The 15,770-nt window shown below is 42.2% G+C and carries 10 protein-coding genes; 2 read left to right on the top strand and 8 right to left on the bottom strand.

Going from position 1 to position 15,770, the window contains the following annotated elements:
* Nucleotides 1–344: 344 nt before the first annotated feature.
* From P6709_RS15875 to fbp, 8 genes are all read right to left on the bottom strand, one after another.
* Entirely contained in the window at nucleotides 345–1,961 is a 1,617-nt protein-coding gene (locus P6709_RS15875) for an FAD-dependent monooxygenase (RefSeq protein ID WP_278241920.1), read from the bottom strand.
* Between the two features lie 227 nt (nucleotides 1,962–2,188).
* Complete coding sequence (locus P6709_RS15870) at nucleotides 2,189–3,052, bottom strand: AraC family transcriptional regulator (protein ID WP_278241919.1); 864 nt, start codon at nucleotides 3,050–3,052, stop codon at nucleotides 2,189–2,191.
* Nucleotides 3,053–3,342: 290 nt separating this feature from the next.
* Nucleotides 3,343–3,909: a signal peptidase I SipW gene (gene sipW, locus P6709_RS15865; RefSeq protein WP_278241918.1), complete on the bottom strand. Its 567-nt coding sequence runs from the start codon at nucleotides 3,907–3,909 to the stop codon at nucleotides 3,343–3,345.
* Nucleotides 3,910–3,914: 5 nt separating this feature from the next.
* Nucleotides 3,915–4,436 carry a hypothetical protein gene (locus P6709_RS15860; RefSeq protein ID WP_278241917.1) on the bottom strand — a complete coding sequence of 174 codons (522 nt, stop codon included), beginning with the start codon at nucleotides 4,434–4,436 and terminating at the stop codon, nucleotides 3,915–3,917.
* 215 nt (nucleotides 4,437–4,651) lie between these two features.
* On the bottom strand, nucleotides 4,652–5,257 hold the full coding sequence (locus tag P6709_RS15855) for a TasA family protein (RefSeq protein WP_278241916.1): 606 nt from the start codon (nucleotides 5,255–5,257) through the stop codon (nucleotides 4,652–4,654).
* A gap of 200 nt (nucleotides 5,258–5,457) precedes the next feature.
* On the bottom strand, nucleotides 5,458–9,789 hold the full coding sequence (locus P6709_RS15850; protein ID WP_442905353.1) for a S8 family serine peptidase: 4,332 nt from the start codon (nucleotides 9,787–9,789) through the stop codon (nucleotides 5,458–5,460).
* 984 nt (nucleotides 9,790–10,773) lie between these two features.
* Nucleotides 10,774–11,202 (bottom strand): SRPBCC family protein, encoded by a 429-nt coding sequence (locus tag P6709_RS15845; protein WP_278241914.1) that lies wholly within the window; start codon nucleotides 11,200–11,202, stop codon nucleotides 10,774–10,776.
* 51 nt (nucleotides 11,203–11,253) lie between these two features.
* On the bottom strand, nucleotides 11,254–13,185 hold the full coding sequence (fbp, locus tag P6709_RS15840) for a fructose-1,6-bisphosphatase (protein WP_278241913.1): 1,932 nt from the start codon (nucleotides 13,183–13,185) through the stop codon (nucleotides 11,254–11,256).
* Nucleotides 13,186–13,542: 357 nt separating this feature from the next.
* Between fbp and P6709_RS15835 the strand changes: the two genes are divergently transcribed.
* Nucleotides 13,543–14,625 (top strand): DUF1611 domain-containing protein, encoded by a 1,083-nt coding sequence (locus tag P6709_RS15835; protein WP_278241912.1) that lies wholly within the window; start codon nucleotides 13,543–13,545, stop codon nucleotides 14,623–14,625.
* Between the two features lie 53 nt (nucleotides 14,626–14,678).
* Nucleotides 14,679–15,722 (top strand): alanine/ornithine racemase family PLP-dependent enzyme, encoded by a 1,044-nt coding sequence (locus tag P6709_RS15830; RefSeq protein ID WP_278241922.1) that lies wholly within the window; start codon nucleotides 14,679–14,681, stop codon nucleotides 15,720–15,722.
* The last annotated feature ends 48 nt before the right edge of the window (nucleotides 15,723–15,770 follow it).

Below are 15,770 nucleotides of genomic sequence, written 5' to 3'. Positions count from 1 at the left end.
AGCGGGAAGGGTGAGACCATGCAGATGCGAAAGCATCAAAGGGGCTCACCTCACGCCACGCGGAAAGCCTCCGGACGGAGCGGAAATGAACCGGTCCCCGTTCCTTTTACAACAATAGTTGCTTGCAAAAAGAAGAATAGAGAAGGTTACATATTTTATTTACAAGTGAACTCACCAAAGAATAGGTTCATTGCAGCGGAGACCGGGGACTCCTGCGTGATGCAGCGGGAAGGGTGAGACCACGAAGATGCGAATGCATCGAGGGGGCTCACCTCACGCCACGCGGAAAGCCTCCGGACGGAGCGGAAATGAACCGGTCCCTTTTAAGAAAAATTAATTTAACCTCAAATAAAATACCGCTTTAATTTCCCCATCACCTGCTGCAAGTCAGCAGATCCATCATGAAACCCCACATGTCCATCCGGGCGTATGAATAATGTGCTGCCTTTTTTCATCCCAAGATTTCTGTCTAAGTGGCGATAGGAATCATAAATAATAGGCAGTTCATCCCTGTCAGTCAGCACCGTTCCGCCCCTTGCCACAAGATACACCTTCATCATATCAGGAAATGCTTCATTTGCTTTTTCTGTAAACTCATACGCATAATCCACCAGACCCTGCTGATAGGAGTCAATATAAATTAAACAGACATAGCCCATTCTTTGAATGATCGGATACAGTCTTTCATCCGTGGTCCCGTTCATAAATAGCAGCTGATCCGGCACCCGTTCGCCTGCCTGAATCGCTCTTCTTGGCAAAGAAGTATCTTTAAACGAGCGGTTGATCGGCGTTTTATCATAATCGCTGTGAACATGGGACAAGGCTTTAGCAAAGATAGCCTGAACCCAATCTTGTGTTAAAGCGGCTTTGCCTGCCCAGTTACGGAGCTTGCCTGGTATACCCTGCAAACGGATGAGCTTCAACTCCATCGTGGTGTGTCGAATCACCTCTTTGGCAACTGGAGCCCTTTCTTCATGATACGTATCCAGAAAAGGATTGCCGGCATATCCCTTTAATACCGTATCAATTTTCCAGCAAAGATTCGCCACGTCTTCAAGTCCAATGTTCATTCCCTGGCCGCCCAGCGGATTATTGATATGTGCAGCATCTCCTACAAAAAAGACCCTTCCTTTTCGGTAATTGGGGACTTGCCTGTGTGCTGTTCCAAAATAAGCCAGCCACTTAGGGTTTTCAACCTGATAGGATGTATCCAAAATTGTATCTAGAGTACTTTGCAGTTCTTGAAGCTCCATTTTCCTTTTTCGGGGTCCATCCTGTCTTGTCCGGTCAAATCCTACTACCCGGTACGTACCATCCTTGTATGGGAAAAAAGCAGCTGCACCTCGATCGTTAAGATGAAGATTGATATGAATTTCCTTCATGTCGGGAATTTCCACATCTCCTGTAAAAAAGGTAATTCCCTCATCCTCACCCTCAAACTCAACATCCAACAGCTCTCGAACTTTACTGTGTGCACCGTCACAGGCAAGCACATAATCTGCTAAATAGGTTTTCTTTTCGCCGTGATGCTGAGCTGTAACATACACTCCTTCAGCCTGCTCATTTACTTCCAGGACCTCATGTTCACGTGAAATTTCTCCCCCCCGGTCATTTAAATGCTCCTCAAGAATTTCTTCTATCTCATGCTGAGGAATGATTAACAAATAGGGATATCTGCTTTTTATATGATACATCTCCACATAGGAAGGTGCTTTACCTGCCAAATGAAGCTTTGCACCAGGACCTGGATAGCCCCTTTTCACAAAAGGCTGATTCACACCCAGGAATTCAAATAATTCAAGAGACCTGGCTTGAATCCCGAGGGCCTTAGAAAGAACTGAGCGCCCTGCTTTTTTTTCTAGGCAGACAAAATCTACCCCTCTTTTCTGCATGACATTCGCGGCCATCAGTCCAGCCGGTCCTGCTCCTATAATTAAGACATCTGTTTTAATCACTGCCATATGACGAGCTCCTTTCGTTCATCATTGGTTTATAAAATAAAGATTTGGACTGATTCAACAATAGTCTCTTTGAAAAACTGCCAGTAAAAAAGCGTTTCAGAATAAACGTAACCTACCATACGATACCCTTATTCCTTTCCTACATGCACAATTTAGCCTATAAAAAAGAAGAGGGGGTCCATTTACTGCAATTGGACCCCCTCTTCTTTCACTATTGACTTATTGATTTATTTTTTTACCGGAATCCAGATTTCAGAATAGTAATCCTCTGAGTATGGATTCCCTGAAGGATAGACCTCTAATTCCGGAGTACCAGCGTGTTTGTAATTACTCACTGGAAACCATTCCGTGTAGATGCGATTCCACATCTGTTGAATCGCATGCGGCATGGCTCCTCTTACTTCAAACACCGCCCATTTAGATGCAGGCAGTTCCATCATTTCGAAACGTTCATCACCACTGCCATCATGAGCAACTCCAACCCAATAGTCTAATGTGTCAGCCTTCTCTTTACTCTTATCCACGCAAATGCCAAGTATTCCTTCTATTGAACCAGTATTCACCGCAGCAAGTTCCTCAGTCGTACCATCTTGATTTACCCTGTCCCAAATTTTCGTGATCTCTACCAGGTTGTTACCATCCACACAACTTACTTCCTGTTTTAATCCGACAATTTGAACAGGCCCCTTTTCAATAATCTCAACATTCATCGGCGTTTCTCCTCTCACGATCACCTGGACCACCAGGCGATTATAATATTTAAGCTTTCCTTTCCCGCTCTTTGCTTCTCTTGGTGAAAGTCCATGCTGCTTTCGAAAGGCTTTTGAAAACGATTCAGGAGTGTTATAGCCAAACTTTAAAGCGGCATCAATAACCTTAACATCGTCCCTTACCAACTCGTGCGCTGCGAGTGTCAGTCTTCTTTTGCGTATATATTCTCCAACTGACATGTCCGTCAGCAGTAAAAACATGCGCTGAAAGTGATACGGTGACACAGAAGCCCGGTTTGCTGCTTCTTCCAGCTGAATCTCTTCTAGAAGATGGGTTTCAATGTAGTCAATGGATGCCTGTAATGATTGAATCCAGTTCATGAGCTTCACTCCTTATGACCATCATAATGGATTCGAAACGAGAAAACATGTCAATTTTTGCTTTTGGGGAACAGGTTTCGATCAATTACTTCGTTATTGTAAATCAGCATTAAGAAAGAGCCTGGGACAAATATGTCTCTGGCTCTCAAACCGTTTCACTTCGATTAAGACGAACCCTTTCAGCTGCGTTCACTTCTTACTAATAAGATATGTCATCATTCTCCAACTTTTTTCGGTTACATCCCACCTTCTCTTATTAAAAAATCGTTTATATTGGACCTTCTGCAGGATCATCCCGCATGTGATTCTTTTATGCTTTTTTTATTTTCTTCTATTATTAATCTTGCCACTTGATAAAGGGATTGACTGAGCAGAAAAAGACCCGGCAAAAAAAACAGCAGGAAAATACCGTTTTTTGACTGAGAAAACTCAATAAGATAGCCGATATAAGGAACCGTCACTCCTTCGTATTTAGCTACTATATTTTGGGGCAGCAGAAGAGCAGTATCCGGCCCGTCATTAGCATCTCCTTTTGTTCTGTACATCATTTGATTGTTTTGCGAAATGACTTCTATAATTCTATGAGTGACGAGCTGGTGACGATTCACTTTATAGGTGACGATGTCGTTTTCTTTAAAACTTTTAAGATCTCGCGCACCTTTCACCACAATGATGGATCCCGTTTGAATACCGGGCTCCATCGATCCTGATAATACAGTTTTTATTTGATATCCAAATACTTGGGGCGGTTCCCCGGTGACTTTAGATGAAGCAACGAAAAAAACCATGATCATCAGCATCAAATAAAACAAACCGGTTATGCATTTCGTTAAAAATAGTACCATTTTCTCCTTCACTTCTATCACCTCTCATTCTTCATTTCCACTTCTTTATTTTTTACATCATTTATATCTTTCTCACTTTTTCCTTCCTCAGCCTGTGTTTCCAGCTCCTCAACCTGTTCTATTTCCTCACTTTCATGTTCATCTTCCTTTACAGCCATTTCCTCTTCTTCACCTGCTTCTATTACATCTTTTTCCTGCTCTACCGTTTCATCTACAACGTCTACTTCATCTTTTTCTTCTATTTCTTCATTTAATACATCATCATTTTCATCTTGATTTGATGCCTCTCTTGCCGGATCCTCCACAGTGGTATTTTCTTCTTCTTCCTTTTCTGCGGGTGCTTCCTGCATATCATTTTCTTTTTCATGTTCCTCTTCGGTCAAGGCATCAGATGGATCTGTTTCTTCGTTCACCTTGTTATCCTCTTTATCTGACTCTTCTTCCCAATGGCCCGCCTGAATCGTTCCTTTGAAAGGATAGGAGGTGGTGTAAAAAGCAGTTGTGGTAGAACTTATGTACGTTATGATTACGAACATCATATAAAATACGCCTATAGAATAAGCGGCCAACCTATAGCGGCTTGTTTTTTTGGCTTGCTTGAATTGTTTTATCATAATCCCCCATTTCTCATGTATGCAGAATTAACTTTTCAGCGTACTTCAATAGCAAACTATTACGGTACGCTCAAAATTCAATATCTTTCTATTTAGGATAGAAAGGTGAGTTTCCTCACCTTTCCGGCCTTTACATATCTTTATTCAATATGTTCTCCCTCACCCTGGTTTGCAATAAATTCCCATGTGATTGACAAAGAATCACCTTGAAATTGATTTTGATCTCCTTCGTTATCAATAAATTCAAACTGAACAAACATCTCGTCACTTGTTCCCGCGTCTAAACCACTCTCTTCTCCAAAATAATCTTCAACAATCTTTTTTACAGCGTCCGGTGTCATATATTGCAGATCATACAGCGTCGTTTGAAAGATGATATCGTTATATTCAGCACGCCCCGTTTTGTCTGCATTTTCAAGAAAATTCACTTGAATGTATTTTCCGAAGTCTTCTGTATTATCGTTATTTGCATCTATTACTTCGTAAGTAGAATTTAGTGTGACTTCCGGAATATCGAGTGATCCGTTATTCTCAATGTAAAAGACACGATTCATCCAGTCACCTGGTTTCATGCCATCCACATCGATAATGGTCTCCGGATTTACGGCAATATCTAAAGTGCCTGCGGCAAACGTACCATTTGCTTCGGCTGCATCAGTAAAATATGCGTATGTACCTCCAGCCATTAAGGTTATGCCAAGTGCCGCCGGAGCCAGTCCCATTGCAATTTTCTTTTTCATTCCCATTTAAATTCCTCCTCTTATTTGATTACCTGTTGTTCTTTAGTAAGAATATAGTTCTTGATTAAGAACTAAAAGACCATAGATATCTCATTTTATTAAACGATTTACACTTTTTTATCCACTTTTGTTCTCTTACTGGATTTCACATTTTTTTGGAAAAGAGTAAAGATGCAAGATCGCTTACATCTTCACTCTTTCTTAAGTTATCTTCCAGGAATATCAGGTCTTCCCGGTATCGGTCTTACCGGCCGGTCCTTGTCTCCAGGCGACCAGCTGTTAATAAACAGCTTGCCTTCAGCAAGTTGACGGGCTTCGTTTCCGAATTCATCGTTCACCATGACTTCTACTCCTACTCCATCGGCAATAACGGACGATGTGGCTGTCCAATACGCCTCATATTGACCCGGAGCTACTTCATTGACAGGGAGCTCGGTTACATTACTTGTGCCTGAAAGATTCGTTAAAGGCATACGTAATATAAAGCTGGCATCCAAATCTTCTTCACTTTCAAAAGAGATCTTAACAGATTCTCCTGCTTTAAGATAAACATCTTCTGAAGGCTGAAGGTTTTGTATTTCAATTTCGCCAAACTTCGCTTCAACTGTTAAAGTTTCAGTTGTCGAGTTGCCGGCTAAGTCTGTTGCCGTCATTTCAAATTGATTTTCACCGTTTTCCAGGAGTAATCGTTTGGAGAATGCACCGTCCGTAACGGACACGTTCTGCCCGTTAATCGTGAATGTGTCAAGATGCTCCTCGTTTACCATTCCTGTGATGGTGATCGTCTCTTTATTGGTCTTCAATCCGTCTTCAGGACTCGTCACTTCTATGACAGGGGATGTCAGATCTACTGTAATTGTTACAGGAGAGGACTCGTCTGTCATGCCGGCTTCGGTAGAAACTCTGGCAGTAAGTACGTTTTCCCCTTCTGACAAGTCAACAGCTACCTCATATTGTCCATCCTCAGAAGCAGTTGTTGTTGCAGCTTCTTCGCCTTGGTTGTAGACAATTACATCTGTATTCGGTGCTGCATTCCCTGTTACATTGACGGACGTTTCATTCGTAAATGAACCATCTGCAGGAGAGGTAATAGAAGGCGCTGTTACCTCATAGTCCACGAGGGCGCGTATCATGTAATTTCCTTCTTCTTCAGGCACTGGTGACCATGCACCGCCTACATACTGCCAGCTTCGGCCGGCATTTGGTCCATCTTCATCTGTACCTAGCCCAGGGGTGTCAGGATTAGCCTTCGATTGAATGTAAACCAGATAAAACTCTCCGTCTACGACAACACCTTCGCTGCTAAGATCCACCTGAGTCCAAGTACCATCACGCTTAGCTTCAGCATCAATTGGACCTGCTAATTTTTGTCCAGGTGCACCATCTGCTCCGCTCGCATCATAGATCTCTACTTGAAATTCAGTGCCGCCCGGGACCGGCCATTCTGTGTCCCAGAATCGGAACAATCCGCCTGTTACAAGAGCCGCATCAGAACCTTCTTCCAGTGACATTTTTACAGCCCAGCCATTTCCAGCATCAAAGAAAGCTCTCGCATTTTCTGCTGTCCCATCGTCATAGCCAATTTCACCTGCATAGCCGATGAATGGACGCAGTTCAATATCCTGTTCTACATCCCCTTCAAGCATTACTTCAACTTCTTCCCCATAAAAGTTTGGTGCTACAACTTTTAAAGTGTAGGTGCCTTCGTAGCCTGTAATGGAATAGTCTCCATTTTCATCTGTTTCAACAGGCGCCACCGCGGCATCTTCCATTAGATACAAAGTTGCTCCGGTAATTGGTTCACCCGTTGCCTGGTTGACAACTGTTCCCGTTACCGTTCCTGTTGGAAGCTCTTCAAGTGAGAAGGAAACGTCTGTATTTTCATCTTCCACAACGGTAACCTCTTGTGTTTGAGGTGCAAATCCGTAAGCTTCAGCAAGCAGCGTATAGTCGCCAACCGCATGAGTCATAGAATACTCACCCGTTGCAGGGTCTGTATTGACAGAACGATTCGTTTCTTCCACCGTTACTCTTGCACTTACAGGCAATCCGGAAAGAACAGATTCTTCTGCTGGATTTTTCTCTTCAGCTGCTTCGGCATTTTTCCGATCAACGGCTTTTTGTGCATTAAATTTAGGTGCACGTTCTTTTTTAACGGGTCCGCTGTCTTTTACCGATTTTACTTTCGTCATTGAAGAAAGAGCTTCATCCGTAATTTTAAAATCATCGATATACCAGCCTGGTCTTACAATGGTAAAGTCCGACTCAAGCTCAAATGCTACAACAATAGTTTTGCCGGCATAAGCAGATAAGTCGTATTGGCCATCAATCCAATCACCGCTTAATCCGGTAAATGAGTCAATTAACTCCCATGTAGTTCCCCCGTCCTCCGAGATAAATACATGGCCGAAATCCCAGTTTGTTTCAATGTTGTACCAGTGTTTAAACTGAAGATAGGCAGCACCTTCTTCAGGTATGGCAAATGGCGGAGATTCAACTGATTCAAATAAATCATTGTCATAGTCTCCAGCTAAATTAGTTGCTATGACTTTCTCACCTGAGAATGCTGAACCAGGACCGGATGCAGGAGCACCCCACTGCCATGTTTGCATTGGGCCAGTCATTGTCCAGCCATTAATATTGTCTTCAAAATCCTGCTCGTATCCGACAGTCGGAGGAGCATTCACGGTTATATCAGCTTCTTCGCTGACGGTTTCATTTGCACCGAAGTCCACCGCTTTCCAGCGATAGGTGATGGTGCCTTCTGTAATCCGATCCCCGTCGATCGTTGCGCGGTACGTTCCATTGCGGTAATCACCGCCAACACGTGATGCAGCTGCCATTTCCCAAGTCCCGTCCTGCTTTTGGTACTCAAGCATTACGTCTGTAACACTAACATCATCTGTTACAGTCGCTTCTAATGTGACAGGCAAGCCTGCAAATACTTCTTCAGGACCTGAAAATTCAATTTCAGGAGCAGTTGCATCCTCTCCATCTTTCGTTACTTGACCGCTGATCGTTCCCAGTCCGGAAATAACAGCAGATACTGCGTCAAACACATTGATTATCCCGTCGCCAAAACCATTATTCGGCGCGGTTGGGTATTGTGCATTGGTTCTTGGCGTTGCTGTATCCATAAGTAAATCTTCTACGTCATCAATGCTTAGGCTTGAATTAGCCTGAAGGACAAGCGCAGCCGCCCCTGCAACATGCGGTGCTGCCATTGAAGTTCCATTGTAATTTCCATAAGAGCCTCCCGGAACGGACGAGCGAATCGAAACCCCAGGTGCGGAAACATCCGGCTTCTGCGTCCCATATGGAGAAGGACCTTGTAAAGAGAAGGAAGCCAGGTTTTGATTAATATCCGTCGCCCCAACAGCAAATGATTCAGGATAATTCCCCGGAGCTGATACAGAACCAGGCCCGCCCGGATTTCCTTCACGCGTGTTTCCTGCAGCAAAAACCGGAATAATTTCAGCCGCTCTCCAGGCCTGAACCATTGGGCGATACCACTCATCAAGTCCAGGACCGCCGCCCCAGGAATTATTTACGATATCCGGAGCCATGGCTGGATTAGGATTGCCCTCTGCATCAGTAGGCGCTAAAATCCATTCACCCGCTTGCAATAAGTGAATATCCTCTCCGCCTAATGGACCGAATGCATTTGCTGAAATCCATTTAGCCCCCGGTGCAACCCCAACCTGATTGACATCGTCCGGCTCTGTACCCGTCATCGTTCCGGTTACATGCGTTCCGTGGCCATCAGGATCGACAGGTGTGGCAGAGCCATTCACAGGATCAAACCAGTTATATTCATGACTGACTTCGCCATTATTGAATCCCCTGTATTGCTCTTTAAGAGCAGGATGATCCCATTGAGCACCCGTATCGATTGATGCCACTACAATTCCGGCGCCATCAATCCCCTGTTCCCACACTGCCGGTGCACCGATTTGATCGACTCCCCATTCGACGGCTTCGGTTTGGTTTTCAGGTGCTGCCGTTTCTGTATCAATGACTGCTCGTATTTCATTTGGATCAATACTCGCAACTTCAGGAAGCAATGCGATTTTTTCCATTACCTCCTTTGAAGCTGTAACAGCAAGTCCATTCACAATGTAAAAGGATTGAATATCCTTTGCATTTCCTTTGCTTTCCTGCTTTTGCAGAAGATCCAATACTCTTTCTTGTGATACTTTAGCTGTGGATCTTAATTCGTTGACGATTAGAGACCTTTTTGTCAGTTGAGCTTTTGAAGGAGTTAATTTTGATTTTACGGCGGCTTTATCTGCTTCTTTAGCTATACTGGCCGTATCCACTTGCTCCTTCATTCGCACTAAAAATGTCACCATTTCATCTTCTTGGTATAGCTGATTCAACTTTTTATCCACTTTACTTTCTACTATTTCCTTACTGCTGCCTAAATAAGAGGTTGAAGGTCCATTTGATTGTGCCGATGCCTGGCCATAAGTGAATGACGGTGCAATTAACAGCATGCACATCACCAATGACGCCGCTCTCGTAAACTTTCTTTTCATGTTCTTATTCATTCTCATCCTCCATTATTTGTAGTGTTTGAACGAAAAGATCGTTCCCCCTTTCGCTATGTTCCCTATGATCCGAGTCAGACATTGAAAGCAGCAGTTCAGAACGCAGCTCCTCATGTACGCTGTTGTTATGAGATCAGTTTAGACCAATCAGTTATGTAGGAAAATAGGTATATCTATACTCTACTAATAGTGATAAAAGGATGTTGTCGAAAAAAGAATGAATTTTCAAACTATTTAAAAAGAGGTCATATGAAGCAGGCAATTATACATATGACTAGTTTTTTGTAACCATATTTTCCTTGATTTGTCATTATAAAATGTTTTTTTAAGTAAAAATCAGTTTATGAGGGTAGTGTGTAATTTCTTACTTCGTTCAAATTTAAATAGATTTTACACATAAATTGTAAAAAAACAGTCGATATAGGTTGTTATATAACGATTTACTTATAGAAAAAAGTCGAATGTGGAAATTTGATCATTAGCGCTTTCTACCCATTCACTCGAATTCTTTAGTTTTCCTAATGAATATTCACCTTTGGAGAGTGTATTTTCTTTAAAAACATCCATATAAGGGATGGACACTTCTTGATAAATTTTTTTGTCGAAACCGAAATATTTTAGGAGAAAAAGGAAACACCAAAAAAGAGCTTGGGACAAAAGTGTCTCAAGCTCTTTGACCTGTTCGGCTACGCTTCATGCGGACGCTTTCCGCAGGGACGGCGCTGAGCCTCTCTAGGCCCTTGCCCCGGATAGTCTCAGCTTGCCGTCAAATCCTGCAGGAGTCGTCACCTTCCGCTCCGCTCTCCTCTTACTATTAATAAATACTTCTTCATTCTTAAAATACTTTTGAGTTTTGTCCCAGCCTCTAGAAAGAGCTCACTGCGCTTCAAAGGACCCTTTTCGCTCTGCTCACTTCATACATAGAATAGATACTGCCTCATTTTTAACTTTCTTCACTCAAGATCCAATCACTCAACCCTGCTTAATTAAAGAGGCTCTTAAACTAACACCATATTCCATGTACCCTTTCAGGCACGTTAGCATATAAACCCATCCTTCTTTATTGTCCAATAGTTGAGAAATTAGGTTTTCGTCCTTGTTGTCAAACCCATCTTCTTTAACTTTTACAATCGTACTGTTGCTTTGTTCGGGCAGGAAATGAATGGTCACAGCGTGACTGCCAGCCCATTCGAAAACAATTTTCTCATTTTCCAGAAGTTCAATGATTTTAATATCCCCTTCAGCATCATACTCTTTATAGGTTAATGTAACGGTTTTTCCTTCCTGCCATCTTTCAGAACTAGAGGAAAACCAAAATCCGCCTATCTTTTCAGGATCAACAAATGCTTCGAAGATTTCTTCTGCCGGTTTTTGAATTCTCATTTGCGATACGGTATTCAATCTGTCTCACCTCCTTTTCAACGTGAGGCGTTGCTGCTTGAAATCAGTAGCTTATTTTATATAACGGTATTCCATTAAACGATTCAGCAGGGTGACCTTCTGAAGCAGTTCTTCCCCCACATTCGTTTCCATCACTTTTTTTCTCTTCAGCTCTTTATCTACCAGTCTCTTAACCGACAACACGTCTGTTCCATTTAGAAGAATGTCTTCTTTTGAATTAAAATGCTGGTGAGCGACAAGCTGCATGCCGTAGGAATTATATAACAGCGTATAGCCCGCGATGCCGGTTTTGGATTGATACGCCTTTGAAAAGCCCCCGTCAATCACGACCATTTTGCCATTCGCTTTAATTGGGTTTTCTCCGTCGATTTCCTTCACCGGTGTGTGGCCATTAATAATGTGGCCCTGATCCGGATTCAGGCCGAACTCCTTAAGGATGGTGCGGCAGGTTTCCTCCTGTTCACGCAAATGGTAATAGGGATTTTTCTTTTCTTTATGCGCTTCCTTATCTTGAATAAAATAACGTTCAAATGTCGTCATTTCCCGCTTTCCGAATAGAGAGGAATATTCTCCGGTCCACAAATACCAAACCATATCTGTATCCAGGTCTTCGGTTTGATCAGGATTGGCAAATGACCTGCGGAGACATTGTTCAAAAAGATCAAGCAGCTCACGGCCTGCATAGGTTTCATTCTCGATCATCATTTTTTCCATATTTCCTTTTTCATCAAGAGGAATGCATCCATGAATTAATAGATTCCCATTATATTGTAAATAAAGACTCCCTTTTTTCATGAGAAAATTCATATGTCTGGCTAATTTTTCCGAATGCTGGACGGAAAATAACAGCTTGTCCATCACTTGCTTTTCTTCTTCTAAAAGCTCATCAGGCTGCTCCGGGTTAATTGTTTTAAAGCAGGTATTTTCCAGCAGATATATTTTTCCATTTATATTAATTTCCCGTTTATCAAAATCAATTTTTTCAAGCAAAAGCCTGCCTGACATATTAAAATTCGGACGCCTTTTAATAATCGGGCTTTCTAGCTTAAACTGAATCATCGCGATCGCCTGATGAATTTTTGTTATTTGCAGCCGTTCATGGTCCGATGTATTTTTATCTGTCTGGGTTTTCGGTCTGAAAACAGGATTATCCTCGTAGTATTTTTCCGCCAGGTTCAAAAGAGGTCTTAGGTTAATGCCATAAACGTCTTCAATAATATCAAGATTGTCATAGCGGGCGCAGATTCGAATGATATTTGCAAGGCACACCTTGGATCCGGAAAACGCGCCAAGCCAAAGCACGTCATGATTGCCCCATTGGATATCAACAGAATGATAGTTAATAAGCGCCTCCATAATTTTATCCGGCTCCGGTCCCCGGTCGTAAATATCCCCCACTACATGAAGATGATCTACGACCAGCCTCTGCGTGCTGTAGGCAAGTCCAATAATGAGCTTATCTGCCTGACCGAGCGAAATAATCTGCTGAACGATTTTGTTATAGTACTCCTCTTTATTCGCGAATTCATCTTTCTTATACAGCAGTTCTTCAATGATATAGGCAAACTGTTCCGGCAATGCCTTCCGCAGCTTCGACCTTGTATATTTGGAAGATGCATAGGAAATCAGCTTGATCATCCGCTGAATCATTTCTTTATACCAGTGATTCAGCTCCTGTTCATTATCAAAACTATTTTTAATAATCTGTAATTTTTCTTCAGGATAATACACGAGTGCCGCCATATCATTAATTTCATTTTCGTAAATGACACCGCTGAAGATGTCCCTTATCTTCTCTTTAACTCTTCCCGAGCCATTTCTCAGCACATGCTGAAACGCCTGATATTCCCCATGCAAGTCACTTACAAAATGCTCTGTACCTTTAGGCAGATTTAAGATCGCTTCATAATTAATAATTTCTGTCACGACCTTTTCTTCGCTGTTATATTTTTGCGCCAGTAAATCCAGGTAATTTTTGTCCATTATAATGAAGCCCCCTTTTCCTTGCATCCCCATACTTACTCTACTTTTTAAAATTTATATTCCTTTTCATCTCTTATCATCTTATCATTCTATCAGGAATTCCTCATAAGTTTTTATGACAGGCTGTCCTTAACCGAATGGCTATGTAATCTTTTTTTAGAAATGAATTCCCTGCCCCTTTCATTTTTCTTATAAGGGTGCAAGTTCCTGTTGCTAGAAAAAATTAAAAAAATTGGAAAGTGTGCTATACTAAAGAATACAAAGAATACACCTTTCCCTTTTAGACCAATGACCTCTGTTCACTTCGTCTAAACGGGTAAGGTGTTTTTTTATGTACAATTATAGGAGGAACACTAATTGAAGAATACTGCCTTAATATATTGTGAAAGAAACTTTGGTAAAATGGACGGAAAAACAGCCAATGGATTGATTCGTCAGTCAGGAAAATATGATATTACCGGCGTAATTGACAGTACACAAGCAGGTTTAGATGCTGGTGAAGTGCTTGATGAAGGAAAAAACGGGATTCCGGTATTTGCTAGTTTAGAGCAAGCGATTGAACGTCTGGAGCAAATGCCCACAGATTTTATTTATGGGATTGCGCCTGCTGAAGCATTTCTTAAATCAGAAGAACGCGAGCTATTATTTCAAGCGATGAAGCAAGGGATGAATATTATTAACCCGCTGCATGAATTCTTAGGGGAAGATGAAGAATTTAAACAATATGCTGAAAAGTACAGCGTGACAATTGTTGACGTGCGAAAACCACCTTTGAAAAAGGATCTTCATTTATTTTCCGGGCAGATTTTATCAATTGAGACACCGATCGTAGCTGTACTCGGAACGGATAGTGCAGTAGGAAAAAGAACCACCGCCGTTTTGCTTCAGGCTGCTCTTGAAAAAGCCGGTTTCTCTGCGGCTTTTATCGCGACCGGTCAAACAGGACTGCTTCAGGGTGCTGCTTATGGGGCCGCTGTTGATGCGCTTCCTTCTCAATATATAACGGGGGAAATTGAAAACCAGATAATGAAAGCGTATAACAAAGAACATCCTGACATCATTATTGTAGAAGGACAAGGCGCTCTTAGTCATCCTGCTTATATCAGCTCTTCTGGTATTTTAAAAGGGGCAAGACCAGGCGCTGTCATCGTGCAGCACCCGCCTATGCGTGTAAACCTGGGCGACTTTCCTTTTATGAAAATGCCTACAGTAAAAAGTGAAATCGAATTAATCGAAAATTTCTCTCATTCAAAAGTAGTTGCCATTACCATTAACCACGAAAACATGACGGACCATCAAATCGATCAAACAGTTAAGAAGTATGAGGAGGAACTTGGTCTTCCTGCCACGGATGTTCTTAAGCATGGCTGCGATAAACTGGTTCAAAGCATCTTAACCGCCTTTCCGTCATTAGCACATAAGAAAACGCTCGTTAGGTGAACGCAGCCAATCAGCCATTTATTGAGACACACTTCAATCATTCATTGCCTAAAATGGAAATAAACCTTTCGAAAATTACGCATAACGCCAGAAAAATTATGGAGATCTATGGAGCGAAAGGGATTCAAGTAATGGCTGTTACAAAAGGCGTCTGCGGCAGCTTAGAAATTGCTAATTTACTGATTGATATTGGAATTCGTCAATTAGGAGATTCAAAGATCGAGAATATAAAACAAATGAAAGACGCCGGGGTACAAGCCGAATTTGTTTTATTGAGAACGCCAGCCTTAAGCCAAATTGAAGCCGTTACTGAATATGCAGATATTAGTATGCAAACAGAGCTGGTAGTGATCGATCATCTCTCTCAGTGTGCAATGAAAAATGAGACTGTGAAGAAAATCATTTTAATGATTGAACTCGGGGATTTGCGTGAAGGAATCATGCCCGACCAGCTAGCTCACTATCTCCCTCATATCATACAGCTGCCGGGAATCGAGCTAGTTGGAATTGGAGCTAATTTTGCCTGTTTCGGAGGAGTAAAGCCCGATACGGAAAAAATGAACACACTCTCTGCATTGGCAGCTTCGATCAGAAAACAATATGCCCTCCCTTTGCCGATTGTTTCTGGAGGAAATTCTGCCAATTATAATTGGTTTTCATCTAGTGAAGAAGTAGGTGAAATTAATCATTTGCGCATTGGAGAATCCATCCTTCTTGGACGTGAAACCCTTTCCCGTGAAGCTATTCCGGGATTGTATACAGATGCTTTTACATTTTACTCAGAAGTCATCGAATCTAAAGTAAAACCTTCTGTCCCCTATGGTCAAATCGCACAAAACGTTTTAGGAGTATACCCTTCTTTTGATGAAATGGGTGATATAAGGCGTTGCATTCTTGGCGTTGGTTTTCAGGATGTCTTAGTCTCCGGGCTGACTCCTTTATTGGATCTGAATATTATGGGATTCAGCAGCGACCATACCGTACTCAACGCAAAAAAGGTGGATTTGCAGGTTGGGGATGCCGTCGCTTTTTCAGTCAACTATGGGGCTTTGTTGTCTATCATGACTTCTTCTGCTGTAGCCAAAGAATATATCTAAAACAGATGTAACGTATACGGCCGTCTATGTTGAGTCCTTCTCAACAGA

Source organism: Jeotgalibacillus sp. ET6 (genome assembly GCF_029667115.1).
Classification (GTDB): Bacteria; Bacillota; Bacilli; order Bacillales; family Jeotgalibacillaceae; genus Jeotgalibacillus.
This window is presented reverse-complemented; position numbering and strand designations above follow the sequence as displayed.